The organism is Flavobacterium notoginsengisoli (genome assembly GCF_014207905.1).
Lineage (GTDB): Bacteria > Bacteroidota > Bacteroidia > Flavobacteriales > Flavobacteriaceae > Flavobacterium > Flavobacterium notoginsengisoli_A.
This window is the reverse complement of record NZ_JACHLB010000002.1, coordinates 770,892-794,210: the sequence shown is the minus strand read 5'-3', so window position 1 is coordinate 794,210 and position 23,319 is coordinate 770,892. Positions and strand designations below refer to the sequence as shown.

The window sequence follows — 23,319 nt, the reverse complement described above, 5'->3', positions numbered from 1 at the left end:
TTTTACCTAAAAACAAAATTACCTCTTTCATAAATACTTTAAAAATACTATTTTTATCAATTAATAATACTTTAAAAGTATCATGGAATTACGTCATCTGAAATATTTTTTGGCTGTAGCCGAAGAACTGAACTTTACCAAAGCTTCTGAAAAACTATTCATTTCACAGCCACCTTTGAGCCGACAAATTGCAGAATTGGAAGAAGAACTGCAAGCAAAACTTTTCATCCGAAATAATAAAAAAGTCGAATTGACAGAAGCTGGAAAATATTTCGAAAAAGAAGTAAAAGACCTTTTTCAGAATCTCGAACACATTTCGTTAAAAACAAAAAAGATAGCTGAAAATGTTTCGGGAGAATTCAGAATCGCTTATATCAGCTCGATATATTCTGCCGTGATTTCAGATTTAATCAAACATCTAAAAACACAATTTCCGTATGTAAATTTTAAACTCTTCGAAATTTCTACAACTAAACAAATCACCGCTTTGGAACAAGGAAAAATCGAAATGGGAATTATCCGTTCGCCTATAACTTCACCAAAAATACAATCGCATTTATGGTTTCAGGACGGCTTTTCAATTGTTTACAATAAGAAAAATATTCAGCTAAAATCTGAAAAAGAAATTGCAGACTTAAAAGAGGAAACATTCGTTTTCTTCAACAAAGATTACGCACCACATTATCACGAAGTTTTATTGGAATTGTGTGCCTTTTATGGCTTTACGCCGAAGATTATTCACGAAGCCAATAACATCAATTCCATCGTGCAATTAGTAAAAAACGGATTAGGCATTTCTATTGTTCCTTCCAACATTGCGAGAAACAATCATGATCCCGAACTTGGATTCATCGAATTAAAAAAAGTCAATCTAAAAACCGATGTTTCGATTATCACTTCAAGGGAAGACGATTCTGAGATTACGAGATCTGCTGTTGCTTTTTTATTGCCACAAAGACGCTAAGGCTCAAAGTTTTTATTTAAAAAATAAGTTTCACGCAGATTTGAGCAGATTTGAGCAGATTTATTTTCAAAAATAATCTGCTGAATCTGCCTAAATCTCATAAAATCTGCGTGAAAGAAAAATCCTTTCCAATCCTTTTAATCTGTGGCAAAAAACTTCGTGCCTTAGCGCCTTAGTGGCCATAAAAAAAAATCGTTACAATTTAGTACAGAAATCCGCATCACAAAAAGAGAACTTTTAAATATCTTAGCAAATTCAAATTCTACAATTAAAATTCAATATAAAATGGCTGAACAATCTTCAATTCAGTGTCCAAACTGCGGAACCCCTATCGATGTCAATGATGTTTTAAAACATCAATTGGAAGATAGCATTCGTAAAGAATTCCAACAAAAAGCCAATATTCAAAACCGTGAATTAGAGCTTAAAAATGAGCAATTCGAAAAAGCCAAAGCCGAATTTGAAGCCAAAAAGAAACAAGAAAACGAACTTTTTGCAGAACGTTTAGAGCGTGAGAAAAAAACAGCTGAAAAAGAAATCTCTGAAAAACTAAAAGCCAAACTCGAAGAAGAAAACAAAGATCGTTTGCTTTTAATGGAAAAAGAACTCTCAGAAAAATCAGAAAAAATCAGAGAATTAAATAAAATGGAAGGTGAAATCGCCAAATTGCAGCGCGAAAAACTGGAAATGAAAGAAGCCATTCAAGCGGAAGCAGAAAAACAGTTAAACGCTCAACTTACTTTGGAACGCGAAAAAATCAGAAAACAAGAGGACGATAAAAACGAGCTGAAATTTAAAGAACTTCAGAAACAGCTGGAAGAACAAAAAAAGCTGACTGAAGAAATGAAACGCAAACAAGAACAAGGTTCGATGCAATTGCAAGGTGAAGTAATGGAATTAGCGATTGAAGAATGGCTAGCTAACAACTTCCCTCTCGATACAATCGACGAAGTTAAAAAAGGTGCAAACGGAGCCGACTGTCTGCAGATTGTAAACACTCGTGAACATCAAAACTGCGGTTCGATTTATTACGAAAGTAAAAGAACCAAAGCATTTCAGCCTTCATGGATTGAAAAATTCAAAAATGACATTCGCACCAAAAGAGCCAATATTGGAGTTTTAGTAACCGAAGTAATGCCAAACGGAATGGACAGAATGGGCATGCGCGACGGAATCTGGATTTGTACATACGAAGAATTTAAAGGTTTGAGTGCTGTTTTGCGTCAATCGTTGATTCAAATAAGTCAAGCTGTGGAAGCTCAGGAAAATAAAGGAGATAAGATGTCGATGTTGTACGATTTCTTAACCAGCAATGAATTCCGATTGCAGATTGAAGGAATTGTAGAAGGTTTTACACAAATGCAAAACGATTTGGAATCTGAAAAAAGAGCGATGCAGAGAATCTGGAAACAACGTGAAAAACAAATCGAAAAAGTGGTTCATAATACATTAGGCATGTACGGATCAATTCGCGGTATCGCCGGAAATGCGGTTCAAAGCGTAAAAGCTTTAGAATTGGATTTTATTGAAGAAGAACCAGAAGATGAAGAACCTAAGCAGTTGTTTGAGTAATTTTTTTATAAATTAAAATGACAAAATAAAAAAGGCTTCGATTGATTTCGAAGCCTTTCTGTTTTAATTAACCCTTTTTGAAAGACATTGTAAGTCCAAATTGATTCGCAAAGAAAAGTTTATTATCCTTAATAGAATAACCAGATGTTGTTTTTAGCAACTGTATAAATTCACCTTCTTTTTTTGCATCACACTTTTTAGTTTCTGATGTAAGATTTAAAAATTGAATTTTCTCATCGCCATTTGAAAGCAAATCCCCTTTAATAGCATTACATCCTGTCGTACCAGAAAATGAAGATGGCGCAATTACAATTTTTGGAAAACTTGAAAAATCCTTCTCTGTGATAACTTTTCCGTTTAAATTTTCTAAAATCCAGGTTTGCTGTAATTTCTTTTCAATCGCCTTTTCATTAGCAGAAGTTGTTGCTTTTGTTTCTTTAGTCGATTTACAACTGCAAACTAACGAGACAGCAACCACTAGCATTAAAATTCTTTTCATGTAAAATAAATATTATATAAGTTTTATTTTACAAAAATATTTTAGTGATAAGACAAGTCAGATCCGTATAGGTCTTTTTTTAGATACAATACGACATATTGAATTCTAATCTACCTTCTTAAAAACAGCCAATTTCCCCGAAGGATTAGAAAGAATCAATTGATTATTCCCAATAGAATAAGTAGTCGTACTCTGCAAAGCTTTTAAAAAATCACCTTCCTTATTTCCGGGAGGACAAGCCATTAAAGTTGAAATTACCTTAGTAAAGCGCAAAAGATCTTTTTCAAAAAAGATTTGCCCTGTTATCGAATTACAGCCACCAAAACCAGAGAATCTATTTTCAGTTGAATTAATTTCAAGTCTTGGAAATTCTTTCTGGAAATCGGTAGCAAAAACTTTGTAACCGTTTAATTCTTCCAAAACCCAAATATCATGAAGTCTATAATCGGTTAGATATTTTCCGCATCCACTTAATTTTTTCGTTTCTAATTCCGAATTATTTTTAATCTCTACTTTTACGCTATAAGGCGAAATCGCTCCCGACATAGAATCCTGACAATCCAATTGTTGAATCGTAATTGTAGCGGAAGCCGTTTCATTACTTACTCTATACATCTTTACATTAGCATCCATAGCTTTTATAGCTTCTACAGCAGGAAAAACTAATTTTTCTTTTCCAGATATTAATGATGTAAAGACAATTTCCTCATTTCCTATTTTGATTCCCCAAAACGGTTCGTTTCCTGTTCCTTTAAAATAATATTTTAAATCCTCTTCTGTAGAACTTACAGAAGATGTTGCGCCAGATTCTTTGCTTGCAGTCGTTTTACAACCAATTATTAAAGCTGATAATAACAATATTGAAAGTATTTTTTTCATGAGATTTTAGTTTAAAAATGTTCTTCTTCATAAAAAACCAGTAAAATTCTTATGAATTTACAACAATTTTTTGAAACGCTTATTTAGAATCCTTTCAAATTTAACCTTTTTACCGCTTTCTAAATTCTAGTAAAACCCGCACTAAGTAAAAGATTACGACAAAATACTTAGCAACAAAAACTTCAACTTACATAAAAAATAAATTAATTACGTATTTTTATAAGTATAAATACTTATATTTGCGTAGTAATACTTAATTAAAGAAATCATGATTAGAGTAATAGTAGTTGGAAACGGCATGGTTGGTTATAAATTTTGCGAAAAGTTTGTTGCAAAATCAGGACAAGAAAAGTATCAAATCACAGTATTTGGAGAAGAACCAAGAAGAGCTTACGATCGCGTTCACTTAAGTGAATACTTTGGAGGAAAAACGGCTGATGACTTATCATTATCAACAACCGAATGGTATGCCGAAAACAATATTATTCTAAACACATCTGAGTTAATTACAGATATTAATCGTGATTCAAAAACAATTCATACACACTTAGGCAAAACACATACGTACGACTACTTAGTTTTAGCGACAGGTTCATCTGCTTTTGTCCCTCCTATTGAAGGTGTAGAAAAAGAAGGTGTTTTTGTGTATAGAACTATTGAAGATCTTGACGCTATTATGGCTTATGCCAAAAAAATAAAAATAAAAGGCGCTACAGAAGCAGCAGTTTTAGGCGGAGGTTTATTAGGATTAGAAGCAGCAAAAGCGGTTCGCGATTTAGGATTGAATCCACATGTGGTAGAATTTGCACCGCGCTTAATGCCGAGACAACTAGATCAAGGCGCAAGCGATATGTTGCAATCAAAAATTGAAGAACTGAACATTGGAATTCATCTTAACAAAGCAACACAATATATTGACGGAAAAGAAAGTATAACAGGAATGATGTTTGCGAATGAGGAATTGTTAAAAGTAGACATGTTGGTTATTTCTGCCGGAATTAAACCTCGCGACGAACTGGCAAGAGTTTCAGGACTTGAAGTTGGTGTACGAGGCGGAATTGTGGTAAACAATCAAATGCAAACATCAGACCCTTCTATTTATGCGATTGGCGAAGCGGCTCTTTACAACCAAAACATTTACGGACTTGTTGCGCCAGGTTACGAAATGGCCGATGTAGCCGCTGAGCAAATCTTAAATGGTGATAAAACCATGAGAGAAACCATCGATATGTCAACACAATTGAAATTAATTGGTGTTGAAGTTGCGAGTTTTGGCGATCCTTTTATTGAAAATGAAAATGTAACAGCTATCATTTATGAAAATAAGTTAAGCGGAATTTATAAAAGAATCAACGTTACCAAAGATTCCAAAACACTTTTAGGCGGGATCTTAGTCGGAGATTCTAGTGATTACAATTCGCTTTTTCAGATTTATATTAACGAAATGACACTGCCTAAAAATCCTGAAGATTTAATTTTGGGTTCAAGAGACGGTTCTGAAGGCTCTTCTTTAGGAAGTGTTATGGATTTACCAGATACAGCTGTAATCTGTTCTTGTGAAAATGTTACCAAAGGTGCTATTTGTTGTAAAATTCTAGACGAAAGCTGTTCTTCTCTTTCAGATGTTGTAAAAGCAACCAAGGCAACTTCGGGTTGTGGGGGCTGTAAACCAATGGTTTCTGATTTGGTAAAAGCGACTCAAAAATCTTTAGGAAAAGAAGTTAAAGAGGTTATTTGTGAGCACTTTAATTACAATCGTCAGGAATTATTTGATTTGGTAAAAATCAATAAATACGAGAATTTCTACGATGTTTTGGATCATCACGGAAAAGGCGATGGATGCGAAGTCTGCAAACCTGTTGTCGCTTCTATTTTCTCTAGTATTTATAATGATACGGCCAATAAACACGTAACGACTCAAGATACAAACGACAGATTTTTGGCTAATATTCAACGAAACGGAACTTATTCTGTTGTTCCAAGAGTTGCAGGAGGCGAAATTACAGCCGAAAAACTAATCGTAATCGGCGAAGTAGCTAAACAATTCGATTTATATACTAAAATTACCGGAGCACAAAGAGTCGATTTATTTGGAGCGCATTTGAGCGATTTGCCTAAAATCTGGAAAATCTTAATCGACAATGGTTTTGAAAGCGGTCATGCCTACGGAAAATCACTTCGTGCCGTAAAAAGCTGTGTTGGAAACGCTTGGTGCCGTTACGGAATGGACGACAGCGCCGGATTTGCCATCGAACTAGAAAACAGATACAAAGGAATTCGTTCTCCGCATAAACTAAAAGGTGGTGTTTCGGCCTGCATTCGCGAATGCGCAGAAGCCCGCGGAAAAGATTTCGGATTAATCGCTGTTGAAGGCGGATGGAATTTATACATCTGCGGAAACGGTGGAGCTAACCCAAAACATGCCGTTTTATTAGCAGAAAAAATCGACAAAGAAACCGTTATTAAATACATGGACAGATTCTTAATGTATTACATCCGTACCGCTGGCCCGCTGATTAGAACATCAACTTGGTTAGAAAAATTAGACGGCGGTTTAGAGTACCTAAAACAAGTAATTATTGAAGACAGTTTAGGAATCTGCGAAACTCTGGAAGCCGAAATGCAAACTTTAGTAAACACTTTCGAATGCGAGTGGAAACAAGTGCTGGAAAAACCAAGATTATTAAAACGTTTCAATCATTTCATCAACTCAGACGAAAAAGACGACAACGCTGTGTTTGTTCCATTAAGAGACCAAAAAATGCCAAAAGCCTGGTCTTAAAAAAAAAATATCTTGCCACAAAGACGCAAAGTCACAAAGTCAAATTATCAAAACTAAAAAAAACTTAGCGCCTTTGCGCCTTAGTGGCAAAACACCAAGCTCCAAAAAAAAGAAAAAAATAAATTAAACGTTTGCTGTCCTTCTTGCCCTCTTTTTTACTGCGCCATCAAATCTCTCTTGATTGTAAAAAGAGGGACAAGAAACAGGAAATCAAAACAAAAAACAAAATGGAAGAAATCTTAAATCAATACGAAACAGTTCACGCAAGCGACGCTACAATTTGGTTCAAAGCAGGTAAAGTAGAAGATTTCCCAACCAATCGAGGCGGATGCATCAAATACAAAAACAAGCAAATCGCCATTTTCAATTTCACCCGACGCAACGAATGGTACGCTTGTCAAAACGCCTGCCCGCACAAAATGGAAATGGTGCTTTCAAGAGGAATGACAGGCTCTGCAGACGATATTCCAAAAATCGCTTGCCCTATGCATAAAAAGACCTTTTCATTAATAGACGGAACAAACCTAAACGGAGACGATTATAAAATAGCAACTTATCCGATAAAGATTGTTGAAGACGAAGTATTTGTTGGCTTTGTTGATTAGACTTTATTAGAGGCAAGAAGCAAGATTATAAAAGCTTTAAAATCTTGCCTCTTGCTTCTTTCATCTCATTTTCTACTAAATTCCGTATCTTTGAAATCTATTACTTAACCAAAAAAATGAACACACCTTTTCAAAAAGCAAGTGAATGGATTGATGCCGAAAACGCTCAGGATCCAAACATCGAAACCGATCAAAACAAAGAATATCCGAAAGAATTATTGTATTCAGACAGGATGTACAAAAGACTAATGGATTTTGAACCAAATGCATCCGAAGAAATTCAGATTGCATCGAAAGCCCAGCATATCTGCCGTTGGAAAGTTGCCCGCGAGTCTTATCCAATGGATCGTGTAGGTTATTTGAAATGGAGAGAAGAACTGAAAAAATTCCACTCTAAAACTACAGCCGAAATTCTGGAGAAAGCAGGTTACGATCAAGCTTTTATCGATCGTGTTTCTTTTTTGATCGAGAAAAAACTACTTAAAAAAGATGCTGAAACCCAATTATTGGAAGACGTCATCTGTCTGGTGTTTTTAGAGTATTACTTAGAACCATTCGTTCATAAACACGACGAAGAAAAACTGAAAAACATCATCAAAAAAACTTGGGATAAAATGTCAGACAAAGGACATCAGGAAGCCCTAAAAATCAGTTATTCCGAAGAAAATTTAAATCTCATAAAAGCCTCTTTGGGATTGTAAAACAATATGAAAAAAAGCAATCAGGAAGAAGACAAAATCACTTTCAAAAATTTACGCCGACTGTATTTTTTTGCGCTTCTTACTATTGCCTTAACTATAATAGTAAGTCAGGTTTTAGTGCAATACAACCTGAACCAGCAGTTAAGCGATTCAAAAATCATAAATTTCTCAGGAAAACAGCGAATGCTGAGTCAGAAAATCGTAAAAGAAGTTCTGATTCTGCATTACGTTTCAGATACTGCTTCTGCCAAACAAATTTCGCATTTAGAAGAAGTTTTAGCACTTTGGAAAAAGAATCAAAACGCTCTTGAAAACGGCAGTGACAGTCTGGCTTTTCCAAAAGAAAAATCAGAAACACTTTCTAAATTATACCTTGAAATCAATCCGATTTTCAGTAAAATTGCCGTAGCTACCGATTCGTTTTTACAGAATTTAAAACAGAAAAAACAATCAGCCGATAATCAAAAACAAGTAAAAACAATTCTGGAAAACGAAGGAGCTTTCCTTTCCAAAATGAATGAAATCGTAACACAATACGATCTTGAAGCACATGAAAAAGTAACAGAACAACGCCGAATCGAATATTGGATTTTCGGTTTTACTTTACTGGTTTTGCTTTTAGAATTCTTCTTCATTTTCAAACCAACCAACAAGAAAATCGAACGATTAATTGCCAAGCTTTTATCATCAGAAAAGAAAGCGTTAAAACTAGCATACGACACCGAAATTCTCAGCGAAATCAAAGAAAATTCTGTAAAAGAACTAAAATCGCTGAATTACGCAATGGAAAACACGTTGCTTTATTGCCGAATTTCGCCAGACGGTTCGATCATTCATATCGGAGAAAAATTTGCTAAACTGCTCAATTATACCAAATTCTCTTCCAACAAAAAATTCTCTGAAGTTTTAACCGTTGATGAAAAAGAACAGGTTAATTTCGACCGACTAATTTTCGAAAAACAGCGCAGTGGTTGGCAAGGAGAAATCAGTATTTTAAACAAAGAAAACGAAACCATTTGGCTCGATTTATCGATGGTTCCTGTAATGATAAAAAAAGACGAGTTGGAACTTTTAATCGTTTGTTTCAACATCACCGAGCGCAAAAAAGCACAACGCGAAGTTGAACGCCTAAACCTTGAAAACACAACTGAAAAAATCAACCAGCAAAAGATTATTTCAAGCAAAATCGTCGAAAATCAGGAAAACGAACAAAACCGAATTGCCAAAGAAATTCACGACGGAATCGGGCAAATGCTGACAGGTTTAAAGTTCAGTTTAGAAAGCATCAATTTAGATGACAGAGAAAAATCCGAACAAAAAATTGAGTATTTAAAGAAACTTTCGCTTGACATTATAAAAGGTGTCCGCACAGCAACTTTCAACCTAATGCCACCGGAATTAAGCGATCACGGAATCGTTTCTTCATTGTCAAAACTAACGCAAGAACTTTCCAAACTAACCGGAAAAGAAATCCTTTTCTACAACAAAACCGATTTCGATCAGCGTTTAGATTCATTAATAGAAATCAATATTTATAGACTTACGCAAGAGGCAATAAACAATGCCATCAAATATGCCGAGTCATCGCATATTATCGTCCAACTTTCCCACAGCGAATCCCTCTTAAGCATCATCGTAGACGACAACGGAAAAGGTTTCGACATCAAATCAGTAGACAAAAAACGCAACAGCGAATCTGGAATGGGCTTATTATTCATGAACGAACGCATCCAATACATCAACGGACGCGTTTTCATCAAATCAATCCCAGGCGAAGGAACGAGAATTACATTCAACATTCCAATATTGAAATAGGAAATTCCAATTTTTAAACTCCAAATTCCAAATACTTTACGTCACAAAACTTTGTCAAAGTTCTACAAACTTTTGTCAAGCTGAGCGAAGTCGAAGCCCACGCAAAGTAAATCAACAATCTTTGTAGAGCTACTTACGAAGGCTTCGACTTCGCTCAGCCTGACAATACAATATCTAGTTCTAGTTTAATTTTCTAATGATTTTTTAATCTTGGAATTTGGAATTTGAAAAAATTGAAACTTAAAACAAAAAAAGTACGTATATTAGCGTCTTCGTTATAGATGAATATACGTAAAAATCTAGAATCTAAATTAAGTAAATTATGAGTAATATCATTCGTGTAGTGCTAGCAGATGATCATGTTTTTGTTCGAGACGGAATCAAATCTCTATTGGAAAACGAAGCAAACATTGAGGTTGTAGGTGAAGCCATCGACGGTGCAGATGCACTTGAAGTTGTAGCCCAAACCAGACCTGATTTACTTATAGCCGACATTCGTATGCCAAACATGACTGGCATCGAATTAGTAGAAAAACTTAGAAGCGAAAACAATCCGGTAAAAATCATCATGCTTTCGATGCACGAATCTGAAGAATATGTATTGAAATCGATCAAAGCCGGTGCCGATGGTTATTTGCTAAAAGGTTCATCTAAAGAAGAATTCTTAAAAGCATTGCACAGCGTTTCGGCTGGCGGAAAATATTTTAGCGGAGATATTTCTTCCATCTTGATTGGTCAATTAACAAATCCTTCCAATCCATCAGAACCTAAACAAAACTTGGGCGAAGAAATGATGATTACCAAAAGAGAAAAGGAAATTTTAACCCTTTTATTATCTGGAAAAGGTAACAAAGAAATCGCAGAAGCTTTAGATATAAGTAAACGAACTGCCGAAGTACATCGTTTTAACCTAATGAAAAAACTGAAAGTAAAAAACTTGATGGAACTTTCTAACAAAGCTGCGGAGTATTCTTTAATTTAAAAAAAATACGTATAAATACGTAATTATTTTTCAAAAACTGCGTTTTCGCATCTTTTAACTAAGTTATAGTACTTAATTTTGATAAAAAATATAAGTACTATGAAAACGACAAACTCATTATCGCAATCTCACAAAATTTTATTTTTGAACACATTGGCTTTTACAGTGTGTTTTGCCTGTTGGACATTAAACGGGGTTTTAGTAACCTTTTTAGTCGATAACGGAATTTTCCACTGGAGCGTTGTTCAAGTTGGATGGCTTCTTGGTATTCCAATTTTGACAGGATCAATCATGCGTCTACCAATTGGAATCTTAACCGATAAATTCGGCGGAAAATATGTTTTTTCACTTTTATTATTATTAAGTTCGATTCCGCTTTTCCTTCTTCCTTATGCCGACAGTTTTTTTATGTTTGCGCTACTTAGTTTCTTCTTCGGAATGGTCGGAACCAGTTTTGCGGTCGGAATTGGTTATACTTCAATCTGGTATCCAAAAGAATGGCAAGGAAGAGCGCTCGGAATATTCGGAATGGGAAATGCCGGTGCCGCAATAACAACTTTTCTAGCTCCTTCCCTATTAAACCATTTTTCTGTAGATGATCCGCAAAATGGTTGGAAAATCCTTCCAGTTATTTATGCTGTTTCTTTGGTTGTAATTGGTGTCGCGTTTTTACTTTTCACTCAAAATAAAAAGCCAGAAAGCAGTACCAAAACGGTTTCTCAAATGCTTGTGCCACTAAAATCTCAAAGAGTTTGGCGATTTGGAGCATATTACTTCTTAGTATTTGGCTGTTTTGTAGCGTATTCACAATGGCTTTTACCAAACTTCATGAACGTGTATCAAACTAGTTTAGTAATGGGCGGTTTATTTGCTACAATGTTTAGTTTGCCATCTGGAGTTATCAGAGCCTTTGGAGGTTATTTATCTGATAAATTTGGAGCCAGAAAAGTGATGTATTGGGTTTTGGGTTCTTCGGTAATTTTGAGCGCATTATTATCAATTCCGAAAATGGAAATCACAACTTCAGGCCCAGGAATACTAGCCGCTAAAAAAGGTGTTGTAAATGAAATCAACGACAAAACGGTAAAAATTGGAGATAAAGAATATCCAATCGCACAAAAGACAGCAAATACAGCTGAAAATACAATTTTTCCAACCACTTCAAGCTGGCAGGATGTAGTCGTGGCACACAATCAAAGTGTTGCCAAAAAAGATCTGATAGCTAAAGGAGTTACAGTTATAAAGTTTGATGCCAATATGTGTGTTTTCCTTATTTTGGTGATTCTAATAGGAATTTCTTGGGGAATTGGAAAAGCGGCAGTTTACAAACATATTCCAGAATATTTCCCGAATGAAGTTGGTGTTGTCGGCGGAATGGTAGGAATGATCGGCGGATTAGGCGGTTTCTTCGGTCCAATTATCTTCGGATATTTATTGACTGCTACAGGTATCTGGTCAAGTTCATGGATTTTTATATTGCTATTTTCGATAGGTTGCTTAGTTTGGATGCATTATGCAATTACCAAAAGCATTAAAGAGAAAAAACCGGCACCCCAAAAAACAACCGAACAACAATTTATTCCTGTTACCAACTAAAAATAATAAAATTAAATTCAACAATATTAGTAATGGGTTAATTTTCTTATAAATTTACAATCGAAAAAATTACCAGGCCAAATGAAAAAAACCAGAATTATAATCCTTTTTATTCTAGGATCTGTTGCCTCAATGCATTCACAGGAACTAGATGTAAATTTACAAGTCAGGCCACGTTTTGAATACCGAAACGGTTACAGAACACTTTTACCAGAAGGGCAAAAAGGAACTTCTCAGATCTCACAGCGTTCCCGTTTAAATTTTAATTACAAACAAGATGAGTTAGTTGTAAAATTAACTTTGCAGAATACTAGAACCTGGGGAGATGTGCCAACAAATGCAGTAGCTGATAAAAACGGAGTAGCGGTATTTGAAGCTTGGGCGCAGTACAATTTCACTGAGAAATGGAGTGCAAAAATGGGACGTCAAGTACTTTCATATGATAACCAGAGAATTTTAGGAGAACAAGATTGGGGTCAACAGGCACAAAGTCACGATGCATTTACGATAACTTATAAAACTGAAAAACAGAAACTGGATTTTGGAGGCGCATACAACTCTACTGCCGAAAACACACTTCAGACACCTTACACTGTTGCCAATTATAAAGCGTTAATGTATGCTTGGTATCACAACCAATTCAGCGATGCCTTGGGTTTAAGTTTTCTTGCCTTGAATACCGGTTACGAATACGCAAATACCGATTCTAAACTTTTAGTAGATTACAAACAAACTTTCGGACCTTACCTAACTTACAAAACCAGTAAAATAGACAGCAATTTTTGGGTATACGGACAAACTGGAAAAAGCACTGATTTACAAGTAAGCGCCTGGAATGCGGCCGCTAATTTCAATTACGGCATAACCGATTCTTTTAAAGCTGGTTTAGGATACGAATTTTTATCTGGAAAAGCTGCAAATGATGGAAGTACAGTAATCAAATCTTTCAATCCAATTTTTGGAACCAATCACGGTTTTAATGGTTTTATGGATTATTTTTATGTTGGAAATCACTTAAATAATGTTGGTTTACAAGATGCTTTTATCAAACTAAGCTATAATGTAAATAAATGGCAATTTGCTTTAAGTCCACATGCGTTTTTATCCGCTGCAGATGTGGTTACGCCTTTAAATGAAAAAATGGATTCTTATTTGGGAACTGAGATTGATGCATCCTTTGTTTTTAATTTCAAAAAAGACATTACAGTTACAGGAGGTTACTCTCAAATGTTCGGCTCAAAAACTATGGAATTTATTAAAAATGGAGACGCCAATCATACCAACAATTGGGCTTGGTTGATGATTTCTGTGAATCCAAGAATTTTTAACTGGAAAAAATAATTTTCCTCCAAAATAAGCTTATAATTTTTACCCTTTTCCTAATTAAGGAAAAGGGTGTTTTTTTTTCACTTATAAAAGTAATTATATAATATAATTAATTATATTTGAACCGATTACGAACCCCAAATTCTATTCTAATGAAACCTTTTCTAAAATTATCCATGTTAACCTTCATGGTTACGCAAACTGGTATCGCTCAAAAATACAATGATGCCTTAGTTTCTCAAAACTCAGAAATAAATTTTGCAAAAACGCAAAAAAGAGGAATTAAAAAAAACAACATCGTCTACTATGTTGAAAATGATTTGCAAACAATATCTGCTTACAAAAAAAGTAAATTGAAATGGCAAACTAACGTAGTTTCTGTTTGTGGAAAACCTAAAAAAGGTGAACCTGAAATTAGATATGTTGGTTATAATTCAAACAAATTAATTATCGTGATGGGAAAACATCATTTTGCAGAAATTGATATTAATAGTGGCGCTACAACTATTGTTGGTTAATTTCAAAAAAGAATTTCAAACAATTAAACAATTAAACATATAAAATGCCCTTTTTCAGATTTTGAGAAAGGGTATTTTTTATTTAATACAAAATGTACTATTTCTTTAATTAGTATATTTGATACATGAAGACACTCAAAAACTTGGCAATTTTAGTAATAATTATCTTTTTTTCCAGCTGTGAAAAAAAAATCACAGATTTGGAATTTGAAAAAAATGTAATGACTGAAATTTTTCCAGCTTTAATTGATTCAACATGTATTGATTATAGGTTTTTCAGTGTTGTTAAACCACCGCTTTACGGAAAAATAATATTTGACGATAATGGGAATCGAATTGGTATCGATACAACAAATGCAAAAGCAAAATACGAACGAGAATTATTAGAACAAAAATCTAGAATGGCTCAAATCGAAAAAGATACTTCAAAATTAATTATTGCATTCAATCCCATTTTAAAGTATGATCAAGAAGATTTAGCAGAATACTTTAAAGCATATTTTAAAAATGCTAAAACTTTAATTCCTAAAGAAAAGAAAGACACTATATATACATTCGAATACAAAAACATCAATCTTCCAAATAAATTCAAACTAAAAGATATTTCACTATTTCCAAAAGGAGGAGAAATATGGAAAGCAAAATATCCATTTGTTTTTAATGGAGTTATCTATTTCACGAGAATTCAGTTTGATTTAGATAAAAGATTTGGAATTTTAAATGGTGGCTTTACTTGTGGCAGACATTGTGGACAAGGCTTCAGAATCTTTATAAAAAAAATAAACGAAAAATGGATTATAGATAAAGTAGAGAACACTTGGGTCTCTTGAATATTTAATTTTTAAAATTTAAATGAACTAAAAAATAATGAACAACTGGACCAAAAGATGGGACGATCGTTACAGCAACGAAACATTTGCATACGGTACAACACCAAACAATTACCTAAAGGAACAAATCGAAAAACTAAATCCTAGCTCAATTCTTTTCCCTGCTGAAGGCGAAGGGCGAAATGCTATTTTTGCTGCTAAACTAGGTTGGAATGTTTCTGCTTTTGATATTAGTGAAGAAGGAAGAAATAAAGCTTTAAAACTTGCAAAAGCCAACAATGTTTTTATAGATTATCAAGTTGGAGAATTAGAAACTTTAGATTTTGAAGAACAACAATTTGATGCCATTGCTCTAATATATGCCCATTTTCCAGCAGAAATTAAATCGGATATTCATAAACAATTGAATCTTTTATTAAAAAAAGACGGGATTATTATTTTTGAAGCCTTCAGCAAAAAGCATTTAGAATATGTAACTAAAAATGAAAAAGTAGGCGGACCAAAAGACATTGAATCTTTATTTTCTATTGAAGAAATAAAAGCTGATTTCTCTAATTATGAAATCATTGAACTGGAAGAAAAGGAAATAGAACTCAGCGAAGGCTTATTTCATAACGGGATTGGTTCTGTAATTCGATTTGTTGGAAGAAAAAAATAAAATATTATCGACGTGGAGACACCTTGTGACAAAGACGCAGTGCAGTGGGTCTCTACAAAAAAACATCTTTTCTTTATGTTCAAAAAAACTTTAAAGATATTCTTCGGATTACTTATCTTTTTAACAATCCTAATTGGTTATTTACTAAGCGATTTCAATCCAATTTATAAAAATGAAGAGTTTGTTAATCTTACCGATAAAATAAAAAATGCTCAAAACGAAGATTTCAAATCCATAATTGATATTCATAATAAAATATTTAAAGAGCTAAAAGAGCCTAATTGTCCTTGCCAAACTGCGGTGAATAATATTGGTCCATTTAGACATGGATATTCAATAACCAAATCACTTTATGACTTAAAAATAAAAAAGGATTTTACTCAAGAGGAATGTCTTAAATTTGTTCTAGTACACTATGATTTCGGATATCATCAAATTGGAATAAAAGCAGCATCAGAATTTTTCTTCAATAAGAACATCAAAGAACTTAATGAAAGAGAAAAAATAACACTAATTGCGATGCTTAAAAATTCTTCTTTGTATAATCCAATTCGAAATAAAAAAGGCGTAAAAAATAGAGTTTATTTACTGGAAAGAATTTTACACAAACAAAACAAACAAAATTAAATATCACTACGTACAAAACCTTAGCATCTTAGAATCTTAGCAACTTAGAACCTTAAATTAAAAATATTTATGCTCCATAATTTCAGCGCGCAAAGCTGAAACTTCTAAAATTCCAATTCGCTTCCCAACCGTTTGAATCAAAGCTTCCTTTTTAAGGCTTGAAATGACACGAATCGCTTGTTCTTCGGTCGTTCCAACAAAATCAGCAATTTCTTTTCGGGAAAGGTCAATATCTATTAAATCATTGATTTGTCCAAATTTGCGATGAATATAAAGTAGTAAATCAATTACGCGTTCGCGAACATTCATGTGAGCTATTTTACGAATATTGTTTTCGCTTTTGTTTAATTCTTCTGCGTAAAAAAGCATCAAAGCATAAGTAAATTCAGGAACTTCTTTTAAAATTTCAAGCATAGTTTCGTTACTGAAATTACATAAAATTGTATCTTCTAAAGCATAAGCGCCAATTAAGTATTTTTTGCTAGTTCCAAATCCACGAAAGCCGATAATATCACCATTTGAAGTCAAACGAACTATTTGTTCTCTACCGTTTATTCCCGTTTTTACGGTTTTAGCTTTTCCTTTACAGATAAAATAAAGGCCTTGCAAAGATGCTCCCTCCATAATAAATGGATCCGATTTTTTACAGATTACTTGCTGTTTCTTAGAAACATAACCATTCATCTGCTTCAAATGCAGGTGTTTCTTGATAAAACAATTTTCATTGACACAAGAATAACAAAGGGTTTGTTCTTCTTTCATGAGTACAAATTTTTATCAGATTAAAAACTAATTTGTTGTTGCTCATTTTATTGCATCAAAAATAAAAAAATAAATTTAAAAATTACGTATTAATACGTAAAAATACTTATTTTTGTATACGTAATTTATTTACATCTAAAATAGATTTCAGAATCAGTTCTAAAAAAGTAGGCTAATGCAAAATACCAAAATCAAAACTACCTGTTCGTATTGCGGCGTTGGCTGTGGTATTGTTGTAACCAATGATGCTAAAAATGGCGTTATGGTTGAAGGTGACAAAGATCATCCGGTAAACAAAGGAATGTTATGTTCTAAAGGAATGAATCTGCATTACGTAGCCAACGACACTTCAGACAGAATCTTATATCCTGAAATGCGTGGCAGCAAGAATTATCCACTGGAGCGAGTAAATTGGGATACCGCATTAGACCGTGCAGCAGCCGTTTTTTCTTCAATCATAAAAAAACATGGACCAGATAGCGTCGGATTTTATATTTCTGGACAATGTTTAACGGAAGAATATTACTTAGTAAACAAACTAGTCAAAGGTTTTTTAAAAACCAATAACATCGATACCAATTCCCGACTTTGCATGAGTTCTGCCGTAGTCGGCTATAAAAAAACTTTTGGTGAAGATTCTGTCCCTATTGCTTATGACGATATTGAACTGGCAGACACTTTTTTAATTACAGGTGCAAATCCGGCATGGTGCCACCCTATCCTTTTCAGAAGACTAGAAAAACATAAAGAGAAAAATCCTAAAACGAAAATAATTTGTATCGATCCAAGACGAACCGACACAGCTGCTTTTGCTGATCTACATTTACAGATTATTCCAGGGTCTGATATCATTTTATATCATGCTATTGCCAAAAGAATTATCGAAAAAGGTTATGTCGATCATGATTTTGTTAAAAATCATGCTGAGAATTTCAAACAGTATAAAGATTTGGTTTTAGGAACATCTTTAGAAAAGGCTTCAAAACTTTGCGGTATTCCTGTAAACGAAATTAAATTGGCTGCTGACATTATCGGAAAGGCTAAAGGTTTTATCTCACTTTGGGCAATGGGACTCAACCAAAGTGCCGTTGGAGTAGATAAAAATACAGCATTATTGAATTTGTCTTTACTAACTGGACAAGTTGGAAAACCAGGTTCTGGACCGTTTTCATTAACAGGTCAGCCCAACGCTATGGGCGGACGTGAAGTTGGCGGAATGGCAACGCTTTTGGCAGCACATAAAGATATTGCAAACCCAGCACATCGCAAAGAAGTAGCAGATTTTTGGGGCGTTGACGAGATTTCGGACAAACCAGGTTTAACGGCAACAGAAATGTTTGAAGCCTTAGAATCTGGAAAAATGAAAGCCGTTTGGATTATTTGTACCAATCCGCTTGTAAGTTTACCTGATTCCCGAAAAGCCGAAAAAGCGCTTCAAAATGCAAAATTCGTAGTTGTTCAAGATATTTCGCATAATGCTGATACGGCTAAATTTGCCGATTTACTTTTGCCAGCTGCTGGATGGCTCGAAAAAGAAGGAACAATGACCAATTCGGAGCGTCGTATTTCGTATTTACCAAAAGGTATTAATGCTCCAGGTGAAGCGCTTCCAGATATCGAAATTTTAATTCGTTTTGCTAAAAAAATGAATTTCAATGGATTCAATTTCAACAGTGCAGAAGAAATTTACAAAGAACATTGTGCGCTTACCAAAAACACTAACATTGATATTTCATTCTTAAATTACAATCGTTTAAAAACCGAAGGCACTTTTCAGTGGCCAGTTCCTGATTATAATCATCCTGGAACTCCAAGATTATTTACAGATAGAAAATTTTATACACCTTCTGGCAAGGCGATTTTCAATTTGCCAACTTCTATCGAAAACACTTCAGTTCAACCAAACGATGAATTTCCCTTTATTTTAACTACAGGAAGAATTCGCGATCAATGGCACACGATGACCAAAACAGGAAAAGTGTCTAGATTACTAACGCATATTCCTAGTCCGGTTTTAGAAATCAATCCAATTGATGCTTTCAAAAATGATATTAAAAACGGTGATATTGTTACTGTTACAAGCAAAAATGGAGAAGTTCGAGTAAAAGCAAAAGTGACGGATTCTATTAAAGAAAAAGTAGTTTTCTTACCAATGCATTGGGGGAAACAGCTTGAAAATGATTTAAACAGAACGAATAATTTAACCAATACTGTTGTCGATCCAGTTTCAAAAGAACCTGATTTTAAGTTCACTACAGTTTCGATTAAAAAATACGTAAAACCGTTTCAGAAAATTGCTATTGTTGGCGCTGGAGCAGCCTCTTTCCGATTCATTCAAAATTATCGTGAATTCAATACTACTGACGAAATTATTGTTTTTTCTAATGAAATAAATCCGTTTTACAATCGTGTTTTACTTCCCGAATACATGACAGGAGAATTTAGCTGGGAACAACTTTTAAAAGTCAGAGATGGCGAAGCTTTCAATAAATTAAATATTACTATGAAAGCTGGAGTTGCTATTGAAAAATTAGATTCGAACAAAAAGACAATTGTAGACAGTCAAGGAGAAATTCACACTTTCGATTCTCTAATTTTAGCTACGGGAAGCCGTCCTTTTGTTCCAGAAAATGCCCAGCTTCATCTTCCAGGTCGATTTACCGTTCGAAGAAAAGAAGATGCAGATCGTTTAAAGAAACATCTTGACAGTACCAATCTTCCGCCAGAAGAACAGCATGTAGTAATTATTGGAGGTGGATTATTAGGTTTAGAATTGGCTGCTGCTTTAAAACATAAAAAAGTAAAAACTACGATTATTCAAAGGGCTTCACGTTTGATGGAACGTCAGCTAGATCGAATTTCGAGCAAATTATTGGCTGAGGAAGTACAGCTTCGAGATATTCAGATTTATTTTGATAATGAAGTCAGCACTGTTTTTGAAACCGATAATCCGAACGAAATTGAAATTGCTTTAAAAAGTGGTAAAATCCTAACAGCAAATGCGATTGTTTACACTATTGGAACAATTCCGAATATTGAAATTGCCCGAGAAAGCGGTTTAATCTGCGGACGCGGCGTAAAAGTCAATCAATATTTACAGACATCAAATCCAGATATTTTTGCAATTGGTGAAATAGCCGAATTCAATAATAAATTATTCGGAATCACTTCTGCCGCCGAAGAACAGGCTGATATTCTGGCTAACTTTTTAGCTGGAGATATCAGTAGTTATTACAAAGGTTCGATTTTAATGAATATTCTAAAATTAGAAGATATCAACCTTTGCAGCATTGGTGATTTGACGATTCCAGAAAACGATGATTCGTACGAAGAAATTGTTTTCACAGATTTGAAAAAACGCTATTACAAAAAATGTATTGTAAAAGATGATCTTTTGGTTGGTGCTATTTTAATGGGAGATAAAAACGAGTTTGCCGAATTCAAGACCATGATCGAAAGCAAAATCGAATTATCAGACAAACGAAATACGCTTTTAAGAGGAAGTTCTAACACAAAACCGGTTTTAGGAAAATTAGTGTGTTCCTGCAGTCAAGTTGGAGCTGGAAACATTGAAGAAACGATTAAAAGCGGTGTAAACGATTTTACCGAATTATGCAAAAACACAGGCGCAGGTCTAGGATGCGGAAGCTGTAAAACAGAGGTTAAGGAGATTCTTGCAAAGTGTAGATAGGTTGTCTTTCTTTACTTTGAGTATAAATTTTAACGCAAAGAACACAAAGTTTTTTTCGCAAAGTTTCGCAAAGTATATTTAAAAGAAGGCAAAGTTCACAAAGCTTGAGAATAGATTTTAATCAAGCTTTGTGAGCTTAAAAAGAAAAAAATCACACACGGAATATAAACCTTAAAAACCTTTGCGAAAAATCTTTGCGTTCTTTGCGTTAAAATAAACACAATCCAAAACCTTAAACTTGAAACAAAGAAAACCTGAAACAAAAAACCATGGAACTAACAAGATTAATAGTAAAAGGAGGCGTTATTTCGCCGGGAGAGCTTAGAGAGGTTGTAAATATTGCTTCAGAAGAAGGTCTGGATTCCATTTCTTTTGGTTCAAGACAGGATATTATTTTTCCAAAAGGATTTAAATCTTTGGATAAAACTACTTTAGGCAAACATCATTTTGTTTATCCTGATCAAAAGAGCGGGAATAATATTGTATCGTCTTATGTTTCGACTGATATTTTCAGAAATACCAATTGGTTGACTGGAAATCGCTTTCTCTATATTTTAGAAGAATTTAAAGAACAGCCACAACTAAAAGTTAACATAACAGACCCAAAACAGCAATTAGTTCCTTTGTTTACGGGACATTTGAATTTTATAGCTTCAGAAATAGAAGATTATTGGTATTTATATATTCGTCTTCCTAAATGGGAAAAAATGGAAATTTATCCCGTTTTGCTTTATTCTTGGGATTTGGCAAAAATTTATTATCAAATTGAGAAAATTGAAGCAGAAGAATCAATTGATATCGAAATGCTTTTTACTTTGGTAAGTGAAGCATTAGACACCAATAATCGTACAATTGACAAACCATTAAATGTTCCTTTTTATCCATTTCCTTATTACGAAGGAATGAATAGAATGGGAATTGATCAATACTGGCTGGGACTGTATTGGCGAAATAATCTTTACGATTTAGATTTTCTAAAAGAAATGTGCGATTTGTGTTTTGAATGTAAAATCGGTAAAATCTGCATCACGCCTTGGAAATCTTTCATTATAAAAGGAATTCCAAAAGGCAGGAAATTAGAATGGGAAAAATTCCTAGGAAAACGTGGTATCAATGTTCGTCATTCTTTATTAGAATTAAACTGGCATTTACCTGTTGCAATGGAATGGGCTTTAAATCTAAAAACGTTTCTAGTTCGCACACTAGATCAATTTGACATTAGTACATACGGATTGAACTTTGGAATTTCAGAATACAATCGCGACGGACATTATTTTACGTCAATTGTAATCGAAAAAAATGAATTGCCAGCTGCTTTAGAATCTATTAAAATTAGAGATACTTATAATGTATTATTTGCTAAAAATTTTGATCCAAATACACGCGAATATATTGTGCATTCTCAAGATATCGATAAACTGGAATTGCCAACTATTTTAATTGAATTGAGTAAGAAATATTTTGAAGAGTTAGGAAATACGGCATCAGAAACAGCAGAAAATCTTCAGAAAAAAGAAAAACCACCATTAGATATTTATCAATGTCAAGAATGTCTAACACTTTATAATTCAGAATACGGAGATGAAACACAAGGAATTCCGAAAGGTATTTTATTCGAAAATCTTCCTGAAACCTATTGCTGTTCTTTATGCGAAGCTCCCAAAAGCAATTTTAGAATTTTAGAACTTGTTAAACAATAAAATTATCTTGTAAAAGCTTAACATTTATGTATTTAAAAATTCCGTATATTTAGCTAAGCTAAGAAATAACCATACGGCATTAAACCCCAAATGCCTTTATTTTTTTTAGTACTAAGCTATTTTACTCAATAAAAAATACAGTTATGATAAAACGAAATTCAAGTACTCCTGCTGTAAATAATACCGATATTCCAGCAGAAACAGTCGTAGAAACCACTACAGAAGTGCAACCAGAAGCAAAAGCAGTAGTAAAAAGAACTACGAGAACTGCAACAAAGACACCCGCTTCAAAAACCGCGGCTACAAAAACAACACCGGCTAAAACGGCAACATCTAGAACAACAACAGCAAAAACTCCAGCAACGAAAGCTCCAGCCGCAACAGTTAAACCTGCTGTAAAAACGCCAGTAAGAGCGGCATCGAAAGCAACTCCTAGAGCAACCGTTAAAAAAGCAACTACAACGCCAGTAAAAAAAGAACCAATAGTTTCCGAAATTGTAGAAATTCAAACAAATGATATTCCTACCGAAGAAAATAAACCTATTTTGACTGTTGAAAAAATTGGCAAAAAAAACGATATAAAATCAAAACTGAAAGCCAAACTCAAAGCTAAAAAAGAGAAAGAAAAGAAAAGAGAAAAAGCGATAAAAGCTGTTATTAAAAAATTAGAAAAAGCAAAAAAAGCGAAACTAAAAGCAGCTGAAAAGAAGAAAGAAAAAGCGAAAAAGGCAAAAGAGAAAGCCAAAGCTAAAAAAGCAGCTGAAAAGAAAGCAAAAGCATTGAAAAAAGCGAAAGCTAAAAAGAAAAAATAA

General features: G+C 34.0%; 19 protein-coding genes. 16 read left to right on the top strand and 3 right to left on the bottom strand.

The window, feature by feature from the left end:
- The first annotated feature begins 82 nt into the window (after positions 1-82).
- Both HNP35_RS10360 and HNP35_RS10355 read left to right on the top strand, forming a co-directional pair.
- Positions 83-964 (top strand): LysR family transcriptional regulator, encoded by an 882-nt coding sequence (locus tag HNP35_RS10360; RefSeq protein WP_184161145.1) that lies wholly within the window; start codon positions 83-85, stop codon positions 962-964.
- Positions 965-1,249: 285 nt separating this feature from the next.
- A complete protein-coding gene (locus HNP35_RS10355; RefSeq protein WP_184161142.1) occupies positions 1,250-2,536 on the top strand; it encodes a DUF2130 domain-containing protein in 1,287 nt (428 codons plus the stop codon).
- A gap of 67 nt (positions 2,537-2,603) precedes the next feature.
- On the opposite strand, the gene HNP35_RS10350 is transcribed toward HNP35_RS10355, so the two are convergent.
- Together HNP35_RS10350 and HNP35_RS10345 are read right to left on the bottom strand one after the other, a co-directional pair.
- Positions 2,604-3,035 carry an META domain-containing protein gene (locus HNP35_RS10350; protein ID WP_184161139.1) on the bottom strand — a complete coding sequence of 144 codons (432 nt, stop codon included), beginning with the start codon at positions 3,033-3,035 and terminating at the stop codon, positions 2,604-2,606.
- 105 nt (positions 3,036-3,140) lie between these two features.
- Positions 3,141-3,914, bottom strand: coding sequence for an META domain-containing protein (locus HNP35_RS10345; RefSeq protein WP_184161136.1), 774 nt, complete (start codon positions 3,912-3,914; stop codon positions 3,141-3,143).
- Between the two features lie 268 nt (positions 3,915-4,182).
- Between HNP35_RS10345 and nirB the strand changes: the two genes are divergently transcribed.
- From nirB to HNP35_RS10290, 11 genes are all read left to right on the top strand, one after another.
- Entirely contained in the window at positions 4,183-6,696 is a 2,514-nt protein-coding gene (gene nirB, locus HNP35_RS10340; protein ID WP_184161133.1) for a nitrite reductase large subunit NirB, read from the top strand.
- A gap of 227 nt (positions 6,697-6,923) precedes the next feature.
- Positions 6,924-7,301 (top strand): nitrite reductase small subunit NirD, encoded by a 378-nt coding sequence (gene nirD, locus HNP35_RS10335; RefSeq protein ID WP_184161130.1) that lies wholly within the window; start codon positions 6,924-6,926, stop codon positions 7,299-7,301.
- A 116-nt stretch (positions 7,302-7,417) separates the two neighbouring features.
- On the top strand, positions 7,418-8,002 hold the full coding sequence (locus tag HNP35_RS10330; protein ID WP_184161127.1) for a DUF4202 domain-containing protein: 585 nt from the start codon (positions 7,418-7,420) through the stop codon (positions 8,000-8,002).
- Positions 8,003-8,008: 6 nt separating this feature from the next.
- Entirely contained in the window at positions 8,009-9,817 is a 1,809-nt protein-coding gene (locus HNP35_RS10325; protein WP_184161124.1) for an ATP-binding protein, read from the top strand.
- 322 nt (positions 9,818-10,139) lie between these two features.
- Positions 10,140-10,799 (top strand): response regulator transcription factor, encoded by a 660-nt coding sequence (locus HNP35_RS10320; protein ID WP_184161121.1) that lies wholly within the window; start codon positions 10,140-10,142, stop codon positions 10,797-10,799.
- A 99-nt stretch (positions 10,800-10,898) separates the two neighbouring features.
- Positions 10,899-12,395, top strand: a complete 1,497-nt coding sequence (locus tag HNP35_RS10315) for an MFS transporter (protein ID WP_184161118.1) — start codon at positions 10,899-10,901, stop codon at positions 12,393-12,395.
- Between the two features lie 81 nt (positions 12,396-12,476).
- Positions 12,477-13,736 (top strand): alginate export family protein, encoded by a 1,260-nt coding sequence (locus tag HNP35_RS10310; protein ID WP_184161116.1) that lies wholly within the window; start codon positions 12,477-12,479, stop codon positions 13,734-13,736.
- Between the two features lie 137 nt (positions 13,737-13,873).
- The gene (locus HNP35_RS10305; RefSeq protein WP_184161113.1) at positions 13,874-14,239 is read left to right on the top strand and encodes a hypothetical protein; all 366 of its coding nucleotides are present in this window, start codon (positions 13,874-13,876) and stop codon (positions 14,237-14,239) included.
- Positions 14,240-14,460: 221 nt separating this feature from the next.
- A complete protein-coding gene (locus HNP35_RS10300; RefSeq protein ID WP_184161110.1) occupies positions 14,461-15,069 on the top strand; it encodes a hypothetical protein in 609 nt (202 codons plus the stop codon).
- A gap of 37 nt (positions 15,070-15,106) precedes the next feature.
- Positions 15,107-15,727, top strand: coding sequence for a class I SAM-dependent methyltransferase (locus HNP35_RS10295; RefSeq protein ID WP_221433437.1), 621 nt, complete (start codon positions 15,107-15,109; stop codon positions 15,725-15,727).
- A gap of 75 nt (positions 15,728-15,802) precedes the next feature.
- Positions 15,803-16,354 carry a transglycosylase domain-containing protein gene (locus HNP35_RS10290; RefSeq protein ID WP_184161107.1) on the top strand — a complete coding sequence of 184 codons (552 nt, stop codon included), beginning with the start codon at positions 15,803-15,805 and terminating at the stop codon, positions 16,352-16,354.
- A gap of 57 nt (positions 16,355-16,411) precedes the next feature.
- On the opposite strand, the gene HNP35_RS10285 is transcribed toward HNP35_RS10290, so the two are convergent.
- Complete coding sequence (locus tag HNP35_RS10285) at positions 16,412-17,116, bottom strand: Crp/Fnr family transcriptional regulator (RefSeq protein WP_184161104.1); 705 nt, start codon at positions 17,114-17,116, stop codon at positions 16,412-16,414.
- Between the two features lie 175 nt (positions 17,117-17,291).
- On the opposite strand from HNP35_RS10285, the gene HNP35_RS10280 reads away from it, so the two are divergent.
- The 3 genes from HNP35_RS10280 to HNP35_RS10270 all read left to right on the top strand — a co-directional run bounded on the left by HNP35_RS10280 (position 17,292) and on the right by HNP35_RS10270 (position 23,319).
- Positions 17,292-20,807, top strand: coding sequence for a nitrate reductase (locus HNP35_RS10280; RefSeq protein ID WP_184161101.1), 3,516 nt, complete (start codon positions 17,292-17,294; stop codon positions 20,805-20,807).
- A gap of 269 nt (positions 20,808-21,076) precedes the next feature.
- Positions 21,077-22,507: a rubredoxin gene (locus tag HNP35_RS10275; protein ID WP_184161098.1), complete on the top strand. Its 1,431-nt coding sequence runs from the start codon at positions 21,077-21,079 to the stop codon at positions 22,505-22,507.
- A 143-nt stretch (positions 22,508-22,650) separates the two neighbouring features.
- Complete coding sequence (locus HNP35_RS10270) at positions 22,651-23,319, top strand: hypothetical protein (protein WP_184161095.1); 669 nt, start codon at positions 22,651-22,653, stop codon at positions 23,317-23,319.

Excerpts from the sequence above, each read along its gene's own strand:
- HNP35_RS10360 (WP_184161145.1), top strand. The coding sequence starts at position 83 with ATGGAATTACGTCATCTGAAATATTTTTTGGCTGTAGCCGAAGAACTG.
- HNP35_RS10355 (WP_184161142.1), top strand. The coding sequence starts at position 1,250 with ATGGCTGAACAATCTTCAATTCAGTGTCCAAACTGCGGAACCCCTATC.
- HNP35_RS10350 (WP_184161139.1), bottom strand. The coding sequence starts at position 3,035 with ATGAAAAGAATTTTAATGCTAGTGGTTGCTGTCTCGTTAGTTTGCAGT.
- HNP35_RS10345 (WP_184161136.1), bottom strand. The coding sequence starts at position 3,914 with ATGAAAAAAATACTTTCAATATTGTTATTATCAGCTTTAATAATTGGT.
- nirB (WP_184161133.1), top strand. The coding sequence starts at position 4,183 with ATGATTAGAGTAATAGTAGTTGGAAACGGCATGGTTGGTTATAAATTT.
- nirD (WP_184161130.1), top strand. The coding sequence starts at position 6,924 with ATGGAAGAAATCTTAAATCAATACGAAACAGTTCACGCAAGCGACGCT.
- HNP35_RS10330 (WP_184161127.1), top strand. The coding sequence starts at position 7,418 with ATGAACACACCTTTTCAAAAAGCAAGTGAATGGATTGATGCCGAAAAC.
- HNP35_RS10325 (WP_184161124.1), top strand. The coding sequence starts at position 8,009 with ATGAAAAAAAGCAATCAGGAAGAAGACAAAATCACTTTCAAAAATTTA.
- HNP35_RS10320 (WP_184161121.1), top strand. The coding sequence starts at position 10,140 with ATGAGTAATATCATTCGTGTAGTGCTAGCAGATGATCATGTTTTTGTT.
- HNP35_RS10315 (WP_184161118.1), top strand. The coding sequence starts at position 10,899 with ATGAAAACGACAAACTCATTATCGCAATCTCACAAAATTTTATTTTTG.
- HNP35_RS10310 (WP_184161116.1), top strand. The coding sequence starts at position 12,477 with ATGAAAAAAACCAGAATTATAATCCTTTTTATTCTAGGATCTGTTGCC.
- HNP35_RS10305 (WP_184161113.1), top strand. The coding sequence starts at position 13,874 with ATGAAACCTTTTCTAAAATTATCCATGTTAACCTTCATGGTTACGCAA.
- HNP35_RS10300 (WP_184161110.1), top strand. The coding sequence starts at position 14,461 with ATGACTGAAATTTTTCCAGCTTTAATTGATTCAACATGTATTGATTAT.
- HNP35_RS10295 (WP_221433437.1), top strand. The coding sequence starts at position 15,107 with ATGAACAACTGGACCAAAAGATGGGACGATCGTTACAGCAACGAAACA.
- HNP35_RS10290 (WP_184161107.1), top strand. The coding sequence starts at position 15,803 with ATGTTCAAAAAAACTTTAAAGATATTCTTCGGATTACTTATCTTTTTA.
- HNP35_RS10285 (WP_184161104.1), bottom strand. The coding sequence starts at position 17,116 with ATGAAAGAAGAACAAACCCTTTGTTATTCTTGTGTCAATGAAAATTGT.
- HNP35_RS10280 (WP_184161101.1), top strand. The coding sequence starts at position 17,292 with ATGCAAAATACCAAAATCAAAACTACCTGTTCGTATTGCGGCGTTGGC.
- HNP35_RS10275 (WP_184161098.1), top strand. The coding sequence starts at position 21,077 with ATGGAACTAACAAGATTAATAGTAAAAGGAGGCGTTATTTCGCCGGGA.
- HNP35_RS10270 (WP_184161095.1), top strand. The coding sequence starts at position 22,651 with ATGATAAAACGAAATTCAAGTACTCCTGCTGTAAATAATACCGATATT.